Genomic DNA, 16,178 nt, shown 5'->3' with positions numbered 1-16,178 from the left:
ACAGACGTCGTGGCCGGGGTCCTGTGAGGTCGCGCCGCGCACTCGATGCCATAGGGCGTCCTGGAGGTTCCGTCGTGGCGCCACCCAATATTCCAAGGAAGAGGCCTTCATGAGGGTCATAGAAGACGTGATGGTCATCGGATCCGATGGGCCGCTGCGCAGTATCGATCGCGACGAGCATCTGCTCCTCGCGTCTCCCTACCCGAGCAAAATACCGGTCAAGCTGTGGAACGAGCACGAGTTCCTGCCCGTCGTCCACTTCCCGCAGGAGTACGTCGAGCAGAGGTTCGCGCCCCCGCGCGGGGTGTACGAGAACGACCAGCTCCGGGTCGAGTGGCAGGTCATGAACGGCCGTCAGCCGTTCTACCACCGCAACTGCGATGTCGATGAGATCTCGTACCAGATCGATGGTGAACGGACGTTGATGACCGAGCTCGGGGTCATCGAGCACCTGCCGGGCGAGTTCTCCCGGATCCCGCGCGGGGTCGGCCACGACAACTACGGCCGCCAGGAGAGCCACCTACTCTTCTACCTCCCTGCCCCGGTCGCCGAACTGGCCGAGCCCGTTCGGACGTCGCAGCCGGTGATGCCGCCGTTCCCCGGCTGGGTGCCCGGCGAGGCCAACGAGGCCGTCACCCAGTGCATGGGGACGGTCGGTCACGACATCGTGGTGTTTCCCACGGACGAGACGTCGCTCCTCGAACGCGTGCACGCCGAGCCCGAGCGGATGCGCGTGCACGCGATCGGTGACGGTGTCACCACCACGTGGATCTACGCCACACCGACGATCCGACTCGGCTACGTCAACATGGCCGCCGATGACGGGAGTCGGCGCTACCGGCGGACGCTCGACGCCGACGAGATCCAGTACCAGGTCTCCGGAATCCGCACCCTCGTGACCCAGCGGGGCATCGTCGAGCTGCATCCGGGCGACTTCGTGCGGATTCCGCTCGGCCTGGCCCACACCGGCATCACGCACGAGCGGTCGACCCACATCTCGCTCCTGTCGCACCTCGAACTTCCGCAGGTTGTCGATGCCACGCGCACTGCGGATCCCTGTACACCCGAGCGGCTGGCGGCAGCCGTCGAAAGGAGCCAGGCATGAAGACCATGCTGGCAACGCGCGCCCATGACGCCGAGAGCGCCCTTGTCGTCGAGGAGGTCCCGGTCCCCGAGCCGGCGTCCGGTGAAGTGATCGTCAAGGTCGAGGCCGCGGGCCTCGCCCCCGGGATGATGTCGCTGCTCAAGATGGGAGCCTTCAAGCAGCTGCCGACAATCGTCGGGCACGAGATGGCGGGCACTGTTTCGGAGGTCGGACCCGGCGTACCGGGATTCACCGGTGGCGAACGTGTCCGGGTGCACCCCCAACTCACCTGTGGCCGCTGTGTCCACTGCCGGTCCGACCGCGAGAACATGTGTGCCCAGTACGCCATGATCGGCCATGCGGCGTTCAGCAACGGTCCGCTGCCGCTGTACGAGCGCTACCACGACGGAGGGCTGGCCGAGTACGTTCGCGTCCCGTTCTGGCTGCTCGACAGGTTGCCCGCCAACGTCAGCTTCGACGTCGGCGCGAAGGTCCATGACCTGGGGAACGCTGTCCGCATACTGAAGGAGTGCCACCTGCCGCAGGCCGCGACCGTGGTCATCACCGCGGCAACGGGCACGATGGGCACCGCGAGTGTCAAGTTCGCCAAGCAGTTCGGTGTCGGCCGGCTGATCCTGGTGGGCCGCAGCGACGAGCGCCTCAAGGACGTCGAGAAGCTGGCAGCGGCCGACGGCATCCTCGTCGACTCCATCGCGACCGAGAACCTGCCCGAGGGATGGGAGGCCAACGGCGGCCTCACCGGCGCGATCCGGCGTCTGGTTCCCCAGGGCGTCGACGCTGTACTCGACTTCGTACCGTCCAGCCCCATCACAGCTCACGCCATGGCGGCACTGGCCACCGGCGGCGTCCTGGCGCACATGGGCGGCAACACCGTTCCGCTGCCCATCCCGCCGATCGCGATCATGGGCAACTGCTGGCGATTCGTCGGCACCAAGGGAGACACCCGCAACGACGTGGTGGACGTACTGAAGTTGCTTGAGATCGGCGCCGTCAAGGTGGACGACTTGATCACACACCATGTTCCGCTCGCCGAGACCGTCACGGCGATCCAGGAAATGCAGCAGCGCAGGAAGCCGATGTGGATGACGATCGTCCACCCGTAATAGACCGCCGGCAAGGAATCACACATGAAGCTGACGCACTACGGACATGCGTGCGTACTGATGGAGCTCCCGGGCGACGGCGGCGTCATCCGCCTCCTCTTCGACCCAGGTGCCTATTCACGGGAATTCGAGGACCAGGTCGGGATCGACGCCGTCCTCCTCACGCACGCGCACCCGGACCACGTGGACGCCGAACGCCTCGGCACACTACTGGCCGCCAACCCGCAGGCCGAGCTCGTACTCAACGCGCACACGCGGACAGCCCTCGCGGGGCTCCTCGACATCGCACCGAGCCGGACGCGCATCGTTGGTCCCGAAGACACGTTCGTCCTTCGCGGTGTCAGCGTCGAGGTCGTCGGCGGGGACCACGCGTGCATCCACGCCGCACTCCCGACCGTGCCGAACAACGGGTACATCATCGACGGCAGCCTGCTGCACCCCGGTGACGCCCTGGACGTTGCGCCCGGACCGGTCGAGGTCCTGCTGCTTCCCGTCGGTGGGCCGTGGATGAAGATCGGCGAGGCGATCGACTACCTGCGGACGACGGCGCCCCGGCTCGCCGTGCCCATCCACCAGGCCGGCCTCGCCCTCGTCCACCAGAAGATGCATTACGGACTGCTGCGCGACCTGGCGCCGGAGGGAACCGAGATCACGGTCCTCGAACACGGAGTTCCTCAGGACGTCAGGGACGCCGCGGTGAGCAGCTCACATAACGAAGGAGACCGCCGATGATCGCACTGAACGATTTCGACGCCCGGGCACCGTTCATGGCCCAGTTGGGTGGGCCCGGAGGCGAACCGGTCACGATCGTGAACACCTTCGTCGCGCCTCCCGGCCGGGACGAGGACGTCGTCGAGGTATGGCGCCTGGACTCGGGGGTCATGAAGACGAAGCAGGGGAACATCTCCCAGCAGCTGTATCGCGGAACGGCCGGCCGCGTGGTCACCAACGTCGCGAGCTGGGAGTCGGTGAAGGATCTGCAGAACGCCTTCATGAGTCCCGAGTTCCAGGGACTGCTCCCGTCCTACCCGGACGGATCGGTGGCGTATCCGCACCTGGTGCGGCCGGTGGAGGTGCCCGGTGTCTGCCTGGGCGCACCGTGGGACCGTGAGCCCGCCCCGGCAGCGGGGGAGTCGGCTTCCGCCGACGTGTCCGAGATGGGGTCCGAGTTCGGGTCCGAGTTCGGGTCCGAGATCGAGTACGTCGACTTGTGTCCGGAGGTTCCGCTCACGGAGCAGTTCCTGTCCACCAGCGGTGCCTTCACCCTGCTGCAGATCTTCGTCGTTCCGGACGGCGCGGTCGATCGAGCCATTCATGCCTACCAGAAGACCGGCGCGTACATGAAGAGCCGCAGCGGGTACATCCAGGCCCAGCTCCACCGGGGTACCGGGGGCAGCAGCGTTCTGATCGACCTGGCTGTCTGGGAGTCCGTGGGCGCCCTGACGGCTGTGCTCACCGACCCGGACTTCCTGGCCGTGTCAGCCCACTACCCTGCCGGAACACGCTGCTTCCGGCAGGTACTCCGCCGCGCCGCCGTGCCCGACGTCTGTGTCGACTAGGCAGCGCAACCTCGCGCAGGTCGTCGGCTCGCCGCCGCATCCTCGGCCCCGGGGCATCGCACATGCGGTACTGCGGGCACGGATGGTCAAGCTGAGCTGGGCAGTGCTGCGGGTGCCGGCGATCGCGGACGAGGTGGGCTGCGGCCAGAACGCGGTACGGCGTCGGCTCAGCACACCGACGGGGCACACCGACGGGACGTACGAAGGGGCGGCGTCAGCCGAGTAGAGGCGGACCGCGCACCGGGTTGACACCTCGATGTGCGACGCCCATCATCGGTTCCACTTCAGAGAGGCGCCTCACGCGCACGTTGTCGTAGCAGACCGGGACGTTTCCGACCATCGAATTGAATCGATTCAGTCGGCTGTCGACCAGAGCGGTTCATCTCCGCACCCGACCCAGGAGGTACTCGTGCGACGCCACCGCCCTTTGCTGTGTCCGGTGCTTCATCCAGGGCGCCTCCTTCGTCTCGCTCCGGTGGTCGGAGCACTGGCCGCAGCACTGGCCGCAGCACTGGTCACGGCTCCCGCACCGGCCACATCGGCGACAGCGGCCGCCCCCGTGGCGGCAACGTCGCCTTCCCGGGCGGAACTTGACGTCCCGAACTACTCACCGACCTCGCGCACCCTCAGGCCGACAGCCGTCCACCGCACGTCCGGTACTGTCGCGAACCCGCAGAACGTCCTTGCCGGACAGTCGACACGGATCTCCGGCTCGCAGTCGGCCGTCACCTTGGACTTCGGGAAGGAGGTCGGCGGTCTGGCAACGTTGTCTTTCGGCGGCACCAGCGACAACGGCCAACGGATCGGCCTGGCCTTCAGCGAGTCGTCCCTGTACGTGGGCAACAACAGCGACCTCAGCAGCGGTCGGGACGGCGGCGACGGAGCCCTCCACGCCGCCGTCACCGCCAACGGCACCTACACCATGCCTGCCGCTCGGCTACGGGGCGGATTCCGGTACTTGACGATCTTCCTGGACACCTCGGGCTGGGTGGATCTGAAGGGTGTCAGCCTCGCGTTCACCGCGGTTCCCGGAAAGGCGAATCCGGCCGACTACACCAACTACTTCTCCTCCAGCGACGAACTGCTCAACCGCATCTGGTACGCCGGCGCGTACACCGTGCAACTCAATACGATCGCCTCCGGCCAAGGCCGCGCCTGGCCCCCGCCCGCTTCGGAGTGGGACAACAGCGCCACGGTCGGTGTGGGTGACTCCATCCTGGTCGACGGAGCCAAGCGCGACCGTACGGTGTGGCCCGGCGACCTGGGCATCGCGGTACCCACGCAGTACGCCTACTCCAACGATCTCCTCCCGACCCGCAACGCGCTCACCACGATGTACGACGCACAGTCGGCCGAGGGGGAGATTCCCTGGTCGGGGCCGCCGTTCAATCTCACTGGGTCGGACACCTACCACACGTGGACGCTGCTCGGCACCTCCACGTACTACACCTACACCGCCGACCGGGCGTGGCTGGACTCCGAATGGGCCAACTACAAGCGCGGGATGGCCTTCGTCGTCAACAAGATCGACAGCAACAACCTGCTGAACGTGACCCGCACCCAGGACTGGGCCCGGGTCGGCCAGGGCGGCGAGAACATCTCCGCGAACGCGCTGCTGTACGCCGCGCTCAAGGGTGGTGCCACCCTGGCCACGGTCAAGGGCGACAGTGCACTCTCGGCGAGCTGGACGGCGAAGGCCGCGGCCCTCAAAACCGCAGCCAACACCCGTCTGTGGGACACCTCGAAGGGGATGTACCAAGACAATCCCACCAGCGGCCTGTATCCGCAGGACGGCAACTCCCTCGCCGTCTGGTACGGGCTGACCGACTCCACTGCGAAATCGAGAAGCGTCATCGCGGGGCTCGGGAAGAACTGGGGCGCGTACGGCCCCACCACGCCCGAATGGGGCAGCAACGTGTCACCGTTCGCCGGTGGCATGGAACTGAACGCCCACTTCACCGCCAATGACGACTACACCGCCCTGGACCAGATCCGCCGTACCTGGGGCCACATGCTGACCAGTGACATCGGCACGAAGAGCACCTTCTGGGAGGGCGTCAAGGCGGACGGCGGCCTCGCCTACGGCGGTTCGTTCATGAGCCTGGCCCACGGATGGTCCACCGCGCCGACCTCCGCGCTCACCTTCGACGTGCTCGGCACCGCACCGGAGTCGGCGACCGGCGCGTACCGCTTCGTCCCGCACCCCGGTGACCTGACCAGCGCCGAGGGCCGTATCACCATGCCTCAGGGCGCCGTCAACGCGTCGTGGTCCCGCAATCCGGCTGCCGGCACCTACACGGCACAGCTCACGAGTCCGGTCGGCACCACCGGCCGCATCGGTGTGCCGAAGTTCGGCGGCACGAACATCTCGGTGTCCGTCAACGGCCATGTCGTATGGAGCAACGGATCCTTCACACCCGCCTCGGGCATCACGGGCGCGAGCCAGGACGACACCTATGTCTACCTCACCGGAGTCGCTCCCGGCGGCTACAGCGTGAGCGCCACCGCACTGGGCAATCCGCCGGCACCCGCTGATCCCGCCACCACGGGTGCGCTGCGTACGGGTTACACCCGGTGTGCGGGCGAGGGCGGCACCTGCACCTTCAGCGGCACCCGCTCGGTGGCATACGGCGCCGGAACGTACACGTACAAGACGGTGACCGGCACCACCGCCTGCACCAGTGCTTCCTTCGGTGGCGACCCGGCGTCGAACCTCGTCAAGTCCTGCTACGTCGCCGACGCCGGCGGACCTTCCGGATACACCGTCTGCGCAGCCGAAGGCGGTACCTGCTCCGTGCCCGGCTACAACCGTGACGTCGTCTACGGTGCCAACGGCAACTTCGCCCATCAGGTAACCAATGGTGCCGTCGCCTGCGGTAACGCACACTTCGGCGATCCCGTCGACGGCGCGGCCAAGTCCTGCTACCTGCCACCCGCCGGAGGCCCGCCCGGCGGCTGGACCAAGTGTGCGGACCAGAACGGCACCTGCCCGGCCGCGGCGGGGCAGCCGGTGATGTACGGCGCTTACGGGGCGTTCGCCACGAAGAGGGCCACCGGCGACACCGCCTGCACCGACGGTACGTTCGGCGACCCGATTCCAGGAGAGTCCAAGTCCTGTTACACGGCCACCGGCGGTCCGGTCGGCTACTCCACTGCCTGCAGCGACGAGGGCGGGACGTGCGCCTTCACCGGACAGCGGACCGTCGCCTACGGCGCTCGGGGCAACTTCGTGTACGAGTCGTTCACAGGCAGTGCCAGTTGTACGGCGGCAGCGGTCGGCGGCACGGATCCGCTGCCCGGAGTACGCAAGGCCTGCTACCTCACGCCCTGACCGGCTGTCAGGGCGTGCGTGCCGACACACCGCATCCGCCTCGGTCGCCCACTGGCCGATCCGCTCAGCACGACCACGACACTTGATCGTTGCCTATCCGGTGGTGGCCTGATACGGGCCCTGATGCTTGGACTACCAGGACCCGCCGTCCGCGTGTGTGACCGGCCTGGCTGTCGAGGTGCGCCGCCGCGGCCTCGGCGAGCGGGTACGACTTGTCGACGGGGATGCGGAGTTTCCCCCGTGAGATGAGGCGGGCGGCCTCGGTGAGCGCTTCCGGCATGTTCCCGGGCCCGCCGGAGAATCGGACACCGAGCTCCTCCGCACCGGGATCGGCGATGGTGATCACCTTCTGCGGGTCCCCGGTCAGCTCGACGAGCTCGCGGAGTACCCCCGAGCCGGCCAGGTCGAGAGCCGCGTCGACACGGCCGAGCTGCCGCACCCGCTCCACCCAGCCCTCGCCGTACGTCGTGGCGACGGCACCCAGGCTGCGCAGGTAGTCCTGGTTCGTGGCGCCGGCCGTGCCGATCACCGTGATGCCGCGGTCGCGGGCGATCTGTAGCACCGCCGATCCAACACCCCCGGACGCACCGCTGACCAGCAGCCTCTGCCCGGCCCGCACCCCGACCTCACGGAGGACCCGCAGCGCGGCCTCCGTCACGGAGGGGTAGCCGGCCGCCTCCTCGAAGGTCAGGCCCTCGGGCATACGGGACCAAACCGACAGCACGGCGAACTCGGCATAGGTGCTCGCACCTGTGCCGAACACGTGGTCGCCGACCTCGACCCCTTCGACACCCTCGCCGACCTCGTCCACCACCCCGGAAGCGTCCTGCCCGACTCCGGCGGGCAGTTCGACCGGATCGAACGTCTGGAACTGGCCCTCGCGAATCCGCCAGTCGACGGGGTTCACACCCGCCGCCCGTACGGCGACGCGTACCCGGCCTGAGGGCGCGTGGGGCTCCTCGGCATCTTTGAGTTGCAGGACGTCCGGACCGCCGAACTCGGCGAAGATTACCTTCTTCATGCCGCTCAACTTAGCACTAACGGTTAGGATTTCAGTGTGGTTAGTGTTTAAGGGTGGTTGCGACTTCATATTTGATAGTGTTCCGTCATGACCGTGACACCCGGACGCCGTGAACGTAAGAAGGCCGCGACCCGGCAGCAGATCGCTGACGCGGCCCTGCGGCTCTTCCTGGAGCGCGGCTACGACGCGGTGGGTATCCGTGACGTGGCCACCGAGGCCGACGTGGCCGTCACCACCGTCTTCTCCCACTTCGCCTCGAAAGAGGCCCTGGTGTTCGATCAGGACGAAGACTTCGAGCAACGCCTCCGGCGGGCGGTCACCGACCGGGCGCCGCACGAGCCGCTCATCCCCGCCCTGCGCCGCGAGATCAAGACCCTGGTGCGCCTCTGTGAGGCGGACAGTGCCGCCCCGATGCGGCGCATGGTCGACGAAACGCCCGCCCTGCGGGAGCACGAGCACGCGATGGGGCTGCGCCACGCGCAGTCGCTGGCGACGGTCATCGCCGCCGATCCCGCCCTCTCGCAGACCTCAATGGCCTGCCGGACGATCGCGAGGTTCGCGGTCGGCGCATACTCGCTGGCCAGGGAGGCTGCCGATCCGGAGGCCGCAGTGGACGAGATCTTCCGGATGATCGAGGCGGCCTGGGAGGTCACCCGCCCCTCGGGCGAGCCCACCGGTACGGCCGGACGGTAGTCGGGACCCGATCCTGTCCGGCGCCGTTTCCCCGCGGACTTCGGCGACAGGGCGGACCCGCGGCCCACTTCTGATCGTTGGCAACGGGCCGGGGATCCCGCATGACGGTGCTCCGCGCTCGGGCAGGCCCCGACTGGGGGTGGCGCCCACTGGTACCCCGGTACCAGTGGCGCGCTGAAGAGTCGCCCCGGCCCCAACGATCCAGGTTCTCCCGCCCGTAGCTTCGATATCGGTCGCGGCCCGTTCGTGACCCTGATGAGCCTGGACCCGACCAGCAAGGGCCGCAAACGCTGGACCGTGGCCGCTGCTGCCGCGGTGTCCGCACAGGTATCCGTTGAGATGTGGCACGCCGGGCGCGGATCGCGTCAAGTCCACACCGGCATCCGACCCCTCACAGCGCCCCAAGGGTTTCATCCACCACAAGGCAGCGGCACGCGCGTGAGCTTCACCTTCGACCCGGCATACGTCGGTCCGGATTCTGTTCTCCCCGCGGACCCTGAGGGCCTCGGCCTGCACGGTCCCTACTGTTCGGAACCGGCAACCTCAGGCCATGTCCTGATCAGGGATGTCCGCAGCGGACAAGCAGTGGACAGGGCGGGATCGGTAGGCGACAACGTCGGCCGTCTCGGACACGGACTGGGCATGCAGCTGACCGAGCCCCCGAGCTACCAGGTCCTGCGGCTGCACGCCCTCGCCGGTGAACACCCGGAGACGACTGTGGCGGTGGGAGACATCAACACCCTCCCCGGACAGGTCGACGTCGTCCCAGGTTCCGAGACCCTCACGATCGACCTGAGGCACCGGACGAGTCAGTGCTGACCAAGGTAGAAGAGGCCACCTGCCCCCTGGCCGAACAGGTGGCCGTCGAGTACGGCTGCGAGCTGGCTTCCTGCGAGCGGATGCCGCGGACAGCACCTGCCGTCTACGCCCCCGAAATGGTCAACCGCGTGGTCGAGCGGCTCGACGCCCGGGGCCTGGCGACGCGTCAACTCTGGTCCGCGGCCGGGCATGATGCACAGCAGCTGGCTGCGATCTCACCGACAGCGATCGTTGACGAGGTCGACTGCCACGTCGCACATGAGCTGGACGCCCAGGGCGCAGTCGTCGGGCAGCGACCACTCCTTGTCCGAGTGTGCGATGCCGTCGCGCTGGCTGCGGACGAACAGGGGCCTCGACCCTAGGAAACGGGAGGCCGGCCGACCCATCCCGCATCGACCGGCAGCCCATACAAGCCGTGCACCTGCGGCACTGAACCGGGGTCACCGGGGTCACTGAAAAGGGGCCGCGGACACGGCACCGTTCATACCGGGCCGCGCCACTGCATCGAGCACCGTCAGCGCTCAACACCGCTTCAGACCGGGCGTTGAACACTTATGTGTTGGTTCGGTGCGCCACGCAGTTCTGGGCACGCAAGCTCCCGGGCTGCAGACCTTCTGAACGCCTGGATCACCTTCTCCGCATCAAGGTCTGAATTCCCACTCACAAGGTGCAGAACAAGGCCGTCCTCAAGGGCGAGCAGTATAGCTGCCACGGACTCGAACGGGTCCTCGATCTGGAAATGTCCCAGTTCGCTGCCCGCACGCAAGATGTCGGCGTACAGCTGGCGCTCCTGGCCCCACAGGTCGGTCATGAGCTGGGCATGACCGGGGCTGCGCCGTGCCAGGCCGTGCATCTCGTAGAGAAGGCGAATCAAGTCTTCATCTGCGTATGGAGGAACGCCGGCGACCATCATGGAGGTGAGTTGTTCCCGCGGGTCCTCAAGGTTTTCCTGGGAAGCGATACGTCCGGCCATGTATCGGTCCACAGCATTGCGGTGCACAGCAAGGACCAACTCGGAATTGTCCGGATAGTGGTACAGCACGGCGGCGGGCGACATGCCGGCCACGCTTGCAATCTCCCGGACCCGTAGCCCTTCCACGCCCCGCTCGGTGACGAGCTGCCCCGTCGCCTCGATCAGGTTGCGCCGGCTCGGCTCCGACCGCCGTGAGCGTCCGCTGTTCGCCATGCACAGAGCATGCCACAGCGTCACCCTGTCGCCGAGCCGCATCCCACATCATCCCAGGCGGTGACGAGGGGTTGACATTTGACCGGCCCGAGTCTGAACATCTGTTCAGACTCAGGCCGGCCCTGAGAACCGGCCAACCAAGGGAGCGCGCCATGGCCGCAGACACCACCCCAGCTACGCACGAACCGCCACGAGACGGTGTCTCTGGAGGCATGCGCAAGAGCCTGGGGCGTTTCGACATCGTCTTTCTGACAATCGGTGCCGTCATCGGCATCGACACGATTGCTCAGATCGCGGCCATCGGCGGCGCACAGGCATTCACCTGGTCCGCGGTCATCTCGGTCACGTTCCTGTTCCCATACGCCCTGGTCATGGCAGAACTTGGAAGTACATTCCGTGAAGAAGGAGGACCCTACGTCTGGGTCCGCATGGCCTTCGGCCGCCTCACCGCCGGAATTTCAACAATGTTCTACTGGGTTACCAACCCCATCTGGCTCGGCGGCTCACTTGCCTTCATCGCCGTGACGACATGGGACACCTACGTCAGCCCCATTTCCGCCGGAAGCCTTGGCGACTACCTGTTCAAAGTTGCGTTCATCTGGCTCGCCATCCTGACGTCCATGGTGGGACTCCAGCACGGAAAATGGGTCATCAACATCGGGGCCATCGTCAAGGTCATCCTGGTACTCACCTTCGTTGTGAGTGTCACCATCTACGCCGTCAAGAACGGAATTCACGGCTACGGCGCAGGAGACTTCTCACCGACCACCGCCGGTTTCCTCGCCGTGACCCCCGTGCTGCTCTTCGCGTTCGTCGGATTCGAGGCCCCCAGCGGCGCAGCCGAAGAGATGCGCAACGCCAAGCGCGACGTCCCGGTGGCCATTGCTTCTTCTGGTGCCATCGCCGTGCTCTGCTACCTGCTCCCGATCTTCGCGATCCTCGCTGTCATCCCGGCTCAGAAGGTCTCCGGCGCCAGTGGCTTCCTCGACGCCGTCAAAACCGTCTTCAGCGTGTACGGCCCCGCCGGCCCGACCATGCTGACCATCGTCGCCGTCGCCTTCATCTTCGTCGTCCTCACCCAGGGCAGCGCCTGGATGGTTGCATCCGACCGCGTGCAGGCCATCGCCGGTGCAGACGGAGCCTTCCCCCGGTGGTTCGGCGCCTTCCACCCCCGCCTGGGCACCCCCGTGCGCGTGAACCTGCTCTCCGGTGCCGTGGCGACCGCGTTCACCCTCCTCGCCACCGCACTGGTCAAGGGCGACACCGCCGACGTCTTCCAGGTCGTACTCACCATCGCCGTCACCACGCTGCTGCTGAGCTACCTGATCATCTTCCTGACCGTTGTCCGGCTGCGCTCCCGGTACGCCCACGTCGAACGGCCCTACCGGATCCCCGGCGGCCGCGCAGGACTGTGGACCTCCACGATTCTCATCTACTGCTGGGTTCTCCTGGGTTCCTGGGTCGCGGTCTTCCCCGGCACCATCGAGATGCTCCTGGGAATCCCCTACGACTTCCACGCGACCTGGGGCGTGAGCCGCCCCGTATTCGAGACCTTCACTCTCGGCACCCTCACAGCGATCGTCGCGATCGCCGTGAGCGGCTACGCCTGGGCCCAGCGGGGCAGCCGATCCGGCCGGATCGCTCACCCATCCGCACAGGACTGAACGCACCACGCCGAGCTGCTCAACCGCGCAACTCCAGACCGCCACCACATCCCTCTGGAATTCCTTACAGCAAGGTGAATCAGATGCAGATCATCGATACCCGGGGCACCTCCTCCGCCGCCGGATTCACCATCCCCCGCGCGGAACTCGACATCGAGGCCGCACTCCCCAAGATCCGGCCCATCATCGAGGAGGTCCGCACCGGTGGCGTCGAAGCCCTGCTGAACATCAGTGAACGGTTCGACGGTGTGCGCCCGCCCCACCTGCGTGTCCCGCGAGCAGAGATGCGTCGCTGTCTCGACGAACTCGACCCCCGGATCCGCACCGCGTTGACCGAGTCGATTCGCCGCGCCCGGCTTGTGCACCAGGACCAGCAGCGGCAGGAACACACCACACAGGTCGACACCGGTGCAACCGTCACGGAGCGCTGGCTTCCCGTCGACCGCGTCGGCCTGTACGTCCCTGGGGGCCGCGCCGTCTACCCCAGCTCTGTGGTGATGAACGTCGTCCCCGCGCAGGAGGCCGGCGTGCGCTCACTGGCAATCGCCTCCCCGCCGCAGCGCGACAACGGCGGCCTGCCCAATGCAACCATCCTGGCGGCGGCCGAACTTCTCGGCGTCGAGGAGGTGTACGCCGTCGGCGGCGCCCAGGCAGTAGCGATGTTCGCGTTCGGAGCACGCGACGCGCAAGGCCGCGAAGAGTGCGCCAAGGTGGACATGGTCACCGGCCCAGGCAACATCTATGTCGCCGCCGCCAAGCGGGCCCTCAAGGGCGTGATCGGCATCGACTCCGAGGCCGGCCCCACCGAGGTCGCCATCCTTGCCGACGAAACGGCCGACGCCCGATGGGTCGCCGCCGACCTCATCAGTCAGGCCGAACACGATGTGATCGCTGCGTCCGTGCTCGTCACCACGAGCGCCGACCTCGCTCAGGCCGTCACCGCAGCGGTGGAGGACCAGACCGCAGCCACGAAGCACACGGCGCGCATCAACGAGGCACTCGCAGGCCCACAGTCCGCCATCGTGATCGTCGAAGACCTCGACACCGGGCTGAAGATCGTCGACCAGTACGCGGCCGAACACCTGGAAATTCACACCGCCGATGCCGTAAACGTCGCCCGGCGCGTCCGCAACGCCGGCGCCATCTTCGTAGGCCCGCATGCACCGGTGTCACTGGGCGACTACTGCGCCGGCTCCAACCACGTGCTTCCCACCGGCGGCTGCGCCTGCCACTCCAGCGGCCTGTCCGTGCAGACCTTCCTGCGCGGCGTCCACCTCATCGAGTACGACCGCGACGCCCTCAGCAAGGTAGCGGAACACGTCATCACGCTGGCCAACGCCGAGGACCTGCCCGCCCACGGCCAGGCAGTCGCCGTCCGGTTCGCCGGCTGACATCCACAAGGACGGCAGCAGCGTGAACCGGACTCGCCGCAAGGCTCTGATCATCGGCGATCTTGAGATCGCGGCCAGAACCTGTGCCGCACTGCGCAGACACCAAGTCGATGTAGCGCACCTGGCCCAGCCCGACGACGAGGAGATTCGCGCCATCCTCAACGACGGCGTCGACGCTGTTGCCGTCCTGGTGCGCAGCGATGTCATCGCACTTCGCTACGCCCTCGCCATCGAACACCTCCGCCCCAGCGTGCCGTTGATCGCAACGGTCTTCGATCGCACGCTGGCTGACCAGCTCACCAGGACCGTCCCTGGCTGCCAGGTGACCTCGCCTGCGGACATCGCGGTGCCGTCACTGGTCAGCGCCTGTTTGGACACCGAGATCCCAACCCGCAAAGAGACCGACAACGCCGTTCCGGCGAGCGCGGGCTCTTCCAACCCGTACGCTTTCGCGCGGCCCACGAGGCAACTGCACCTGGTGCTCAGCCACCTCGGAGGCCAGCTCCGGCCAGCCGACCGAGCAACAAAGATCATGCTTGCCGGCCTGTCCGGGCTGGTGGGGATCCTGGCCCTCGACTTCGTACTCTCCCTGACGGCCCTACACGAACACCCGCTTCACGCTCTCTACGCAGCCACCCAGGTCATCGCCACCGTGGGCCCCGGCACCGACGGACACCTCCCTGCCTGGTATCTCCTCTTCGCGACAATGGCCATGCTGCTCACCATCGTGCTCACTGCCATGTTCACCGCAGGAGCAGTTGAGTGGCTGCTCTCCAGGAGAACCATGGGCCTCATCGGCTCACGCACCATGCCCTCCCACAACCACGTCGTGGTCGTCGGCCTGGGCCAAGTCGGCCTCCGGCTCTGCAGCGAGCTCAAGGCACTCGGCGTTCCCGTCGTGGCCGTTGAGAAGGATCCCGACGCCCGCAACCTCCGACTCGCCAAAGCACTGAAGATCCCAGTCATCATCGCGCACGCCGAGGACCGGGCAACCCTGGAGCGCCTCGCCCTCAAGAGAGCAAGGTCCCTCGCAGCAGTCAGCGCCAACCCTCTGGAGAACGTCGAGATCGCCATCACCACTCTGGCCGTCGCGCCACACGCCCGAGTTGTCATCCGGGCCGGCGGCGACGACGTGATCAACGAGAGCCGATCGCTCTTCCGGATCGGCCCTGTAATCGACGTCGCAGCGCAGACTTCGTCCTCTGTCACGCAGACATTGCTGGGCCACCTCGCCCGCACCGGCCCTGACGCGCAACAGCACGCGGCGAACTACCCAGAAGCAGAACACCTGGCCGCGGCCGATTCCGATCGGTGCAAGTGCATCAGCCTCTCCACGCCCATACCCGGGTGACGGCCCTCGACATACCCGATTGGGTGTAGTTCGCCTCGACGCGGGGAGAGCAGAATCCGGGCTTTCGGTCTGGTCGAAGGTGGCGGCGATCACGTGCTCGGGCGGATGGATGAGGGAGGCGGTGAGCCACTCGCGCTGTGCTCTTGGCCCTGGGCGAGGTGCCCGTGTGGTGCTGCGGCCCTCGGGCGGGGCGATCACATCGTGTGGTCGGCGCGGGGCCGGGTGGGTATCGAAGACGCAGGTCGGCGTGGCCATCCGCTCGCGGTGCGGCTTTTCGCCCGGAGCCCGGGACGCAAGCGGCATCCGGACCGGCTGGTGTTCCAGGGCATCCTGTTCGTGCTGCACACCGGGATCTCCTGGGAACACCTGCCGCAGGAACTCGGCTTCGGGTCGGGCCTGACCTGTTGGCGTCGGCCGGCCGAGTGGACCGAGGCCGGGGTGTGGCCCCGGTTCGCCGAGCTCATCCGTATCGGGGGCAGCCGATGGGCTGTTGCGGAGTGTTTCGAGACCGCGAAGCAGGAGTGCGGCCTGAACGACTACCAGATTCGCCGCTACCCCGGCTGCCGGCGGCGGTGGAGATTCTGTTGGCGGATGTTACGGACGGTCCGGGTGAGGCGGCGTCCGTCGCTGATGAACTGTGGGGCATTGCCAGTGACCATGGTGCCGCGGCTCTGCGTGCCATGGCCGGGCAGGCCGTCGGTGCTGTGCGGCTGGCTGGAGGGGCGGCCGGGGAGGCGCTTCCGCCGTTGCGGGAGGCCGGGCGGTTGTGGCGTGAGCTGGAGGTGCCCTACGAGGCCGCGCGTGTGCGTGTGCTGGTCGGTCTTGCCTGCCGGGCCCTGGGTGACGAGGGGTCGGCGGCGCTCGAACTGGACGCGGCCCGGCAGCTGTTCGAGCAGCTCGGGGCTGGTCCTGAGCTGGCCCGCGTTCAGCGCCTGACCGGCACGGCCCGCTCCCT

At 67.3% G+C, this 16,178-nt stretch carries 13 protein-coding genes and 5 pseudogenes; 15 read left to right on the top strand and 3 right to left on the bottom strand.

What is annotated here, in order from left to right; genetic code table 11:
• Positions 1 to 109 precede the first annotated feature (109 nt).
• The 6 genes from ACIOKD_RS37900 (at position 110) to ACIOKD_RS37875 (ending at position 7,098) form a co-directional block, all read left to right on the top strand.
• Complete coding sequence (locus tag ACIOKD_RS37900) at positions 110 to 1,105, top strand: hypothetical protein (RefSeq protein ID WP_402092721.1); 996 nt, start codon at positions 110 to 112, stop codon at positions 1,103 to 1,105.
• Positions 1,102 to 2,208, top strand: coding sequence for an alcohol dehydrogenase catalytic domain-containing protein (locus ACIOKD_RS37895; RefSeq protein ID WP_402092720.1), 1,107 nt, complete (start codon positions 1,102 to 1,104; stop codon positions 2,206 to 2,208). Before ACIOKD_RS37900 ends, ACIOKD_RS37895 begins: the two co-directional genes overlap by 4 nt.
• A gap of 24 nt (positions 2,209 to 2,232) precedes the next feature.
• Entirely contained in the window at positions 2,233 to 2,940 is a 708-nt protein-coding gene (locus ACIOKD_RS37890; RefSeq protein WP_402092718.1) for an MBL fold metallo-hydrolase, read from the top strand.
• On the top strand, positions 2,937 to 3,767 hold the full coding sequence (locus ACIOKD_RS37885) for an antibiotic biosynthesis monooxygenase family protein (RefSeq protein WP_402092717.1): 831 nt from the start codon (positions 2,937 to 2,939) through the stop codon (positions 3,765 to 3,767). Before ACIOKD_RS37890 ends, ACIOKD_RS37885 begins: the two co-directional genes overlap by 4 nt.
• Positions 3,757 to 3,993, top strand: a complete 237-nt coding sequence (locus ACIOKD_RS37880; protein ID WP_402092715.1) for a hypothetical protein — start codon at positions 3,757 to 3,759, stop codon at positions 3,991 to 3,993. The genes ACIOKD_RS37885 and ACIOKD_RS37880 overlap by 11 nt, the downstream gene beginning before the upstream one ends.
• A gap of 249 nt (positions 3,994 to 4,242) precedes the next feature.
• Positions 4,243 to 7,098, top strand: coding sequence for an MGH1-like glycoside hydrolase domain-containing protein (locus ACIOKD_RS37875; protein WP_402092714.1), 2,856 nt, complete (start codon positions 4,243 to 4,245; stop codon positions 7,096 to 7,098).
• Between the two features lie 130 nt (positions 7,099 to 7,228).
• Here ACIOKD_RS37875 and ACIOKD_RS37870 read toward each other — a convergent pair.
• Positions 7,229 to 8,119 (bottom strand): annotated as a pseudogene (locus tag ACIOKD_RS37870) (NADP-dependent oxidoreductase); the annotation flags it as partial.
• An 87-nt stretch (positions 8,120 to 8,206) separates the two neighbouring features.
• Here ACIOKD_RS37870 and ACIOKD_RS37865 point away from each other — a divergent pair.
• From ACIOKD_RS37865 to ACIOKD_RS37855, 3 genes are all read left to right on the top strand, one after another.
• Positions 8,207 to 8,812 carry a TetR/AcrR family transcriptional regulator gene (locus ACIOKD_RS37865; protein WP_402092713.1) on the top strand — a complete coding sequence of 202 codons (606 nt, stop codon included), beginning with the start codon at positions 8,207 to 8,209 and terminating at the stop codon, positions 8,810 to 8,812.
• Positions 8,813 to 9,454: 642 nt separating this feature from the next.
• Positions 9,455 to 9,631: a hypothetical protein gene (locus ACIOKD_RS37860; RefSeq protein ID WP_402092711.1), complete on the top strand. Its 177-nt coding sequence runs from the start codon at positions 9,455 to 9,457 to the stop codon at positions 9,629 to 9,631.
• On the top strand, positions 9,625 to 9,993 hold the full coding sequence (locus ACIOKD_RS37855; protein WP_402092709.1) for a hypothetical protein: 369 nt from the start codon (positions 9,625 to 9,627) through the stop codon (positions 9,991 to 9,993). The genes ACIOKD_RS37860 and ACIOKD_RS37855 overlap by 7 nt, the downstream gene beginning before the upstream one ends.
• Before the next feature lie 170 nt (positions 9,994 to 10,163).
• Here the strand turns inward: ACIOKD_RS37855 and ACIOKD_RS37850 are convergent, their stop codons facing one another.
• Positions 10,164 to 10,817, bottom strand: a complete 654-nt coding sequence (locus ACIOKD_RS37850; protein ID WP_402092707.1) for a TetR/AcrR family transcriptional regulator — start codon at positions 10,815 to 10,817, stop codon at positions 10,164 to 10,166.
• A gap of 71 nt (positions 10,818 to 10,888) precedes the next feature.
• On the opposite strand from ACIOKD_RS37850, the gene ACIOKD_RS37845 reads away from it, so the two are divergent.
• From ACIOKD_RS37845 to ACIOKD_RS37835, 3 genes are all read left to right on the top strand, one after another.
• Positions 10,889 to 12,481: an APC family permease gene (locus tag ACIOKD_RS37845; protein ID WP_402092704.1), complete on the top strand. Its 1,593-nt coding sequence runs from the start codon at positions 10,889 to 10,891 to the stop codon at positions 12,479 to 12,481.
• A gap of 83 nt (positions 12,482 to 12,564) precedes the next feature.
• On the top strand, positions 12,565 to 13,872 hold the full coding sequence (gene hisD / locus ACIOKD_RS37840) for a histidinol dehydrogenase (protein WP_402092702.1): 1,308 nt from the start codon (positions 12,565 to 12,567) through the stop codon (positions 13,870 to 13,872).
• 22 nt (positions 13,873 to 13,894) lie between these two features.
• Positions 13,895 to 15,223 (top strand): NAD-binding protein, encoded by a 1,329-nt coding sequence (locus tag ACIOKD_RS37835; protein ID WP_402092699.1) that lies wholly within the window; start codon positions 13,895 to 13,897, stop codon positions 15,221 to 15,223.
• Between the two features lie 54 nt (positions 15,224 to 15,277).
• Here ACIOKD_RS37835 and ACIOKD_RS37830 read toward each other — a convergent pair.
• Positions 15,278 to 15,508, bottom strand: a pseudogene (locus ACIOKD_RS37830) (ISKra4 family transposase); the annotation flags it as partial.
• 3 nt (positions 15,509 to 15,511) lie between these two features.
• Here ACIOKD_RS37830 and ACIOKD_RS37825 point away from each other — a divergent pair.
• The 3 pseudogenes from ACIOKD_RS37825 to ACIOKD_RS37815 form a co-directional block, all read left to right on the top strand.
• Positions 15,512 to 15,688, top strand: a pseudogene (locus tag ACIOKD_RS37825) (transposase); the annotation flags it as partial.
• Positions 15,680 to 15,793, top strand: a pseudogene (locus ACIOKD_RS37820) (IS701 family transposase); the annotation flags it as partial. The pseudogenes ACIOKD_RS37825 and ACIOKD_RS37820, both read left to right, overlap by 9 nt.
• Before the next feature lie 14 nt (positions 15,794 to 15,807).
• A pseudogene (locus ACIOKD_RS37815) lies at positions 15,808 to 16,178 on the top strand (helix-turn-helix transcriptional regulator); the annotation flags it as partial.

The sequence above is a fragment of the Streptomyces sp. NPDC087844 genome (assembly GCF_044742785.1).
Lineage (GTDB): Bacteria > Actinomycetota > Actinomycetes > Streptomycetales > Streptomycetaceae > Streptomyces.
This window is presented reverse-complemented; position numbering and strand designations above follow the sequence as displayed.

Bases quoted from the DNA above. Each gene is read 5' to 3' on its own strand.
- ACIOKD_RS37900 (WP_402092721.1), top strand. From the start codon at position 110: ATGAGGGTCATAGAAGACGTGATGGTCATCGGATCCGATGGGCCGCTG.
- ACIOKD_RS37895 (WP_402092720.1), top strand. From the start codon at position 1,102: ATGAAGACCATGCTGGCAACGCGCGCCCATGACGCCGAGAGCGCCCTT.
- ACIOKD_RS37890 (WP_402092718.1), top strand. From the start codon at position 2,233: ATGAAGCTGACGCACTACGGACATGCGTGCGTACTGATGGAGCTCCCG.
- ACIOKD_RS37885 (WP_402092717.1), top strand. From the start codon at position 2,937: ATGATCGCACTGAACGATTTCGACGCCCGGGCACCGTTCATGGCCCAG.
- ACIOKD_RS37865 (WP_402092713.1), top strand. From the start codon at position 8,207: ATGACCGTGACACCCGGACGCCGTGAACGTAAGAAGGCCGCGACCCGG.
- ACIOKD_RS37860 (WP_402092711.1), top strand. From the start codon at position 9,455: ATGCAGCTGACCGAGCCCCCGAGCTACCAGGTCCTGCGGCTGCACGCC.
- ACIOKD_RS37850 (WP_402092707.1), bottom strand. From the start codon at position 10,817: ATGGCGAACAGCGGACGCTCACGGCGGTCGGAGCCGAGCCGGCGCAAC.
- hisD (WP_402092702.1), top strand. From the start codon at position 12,565: ATGCAGATCATCGATACCCGGGGCACCTCCTCCGCCGCCGGATTCACC.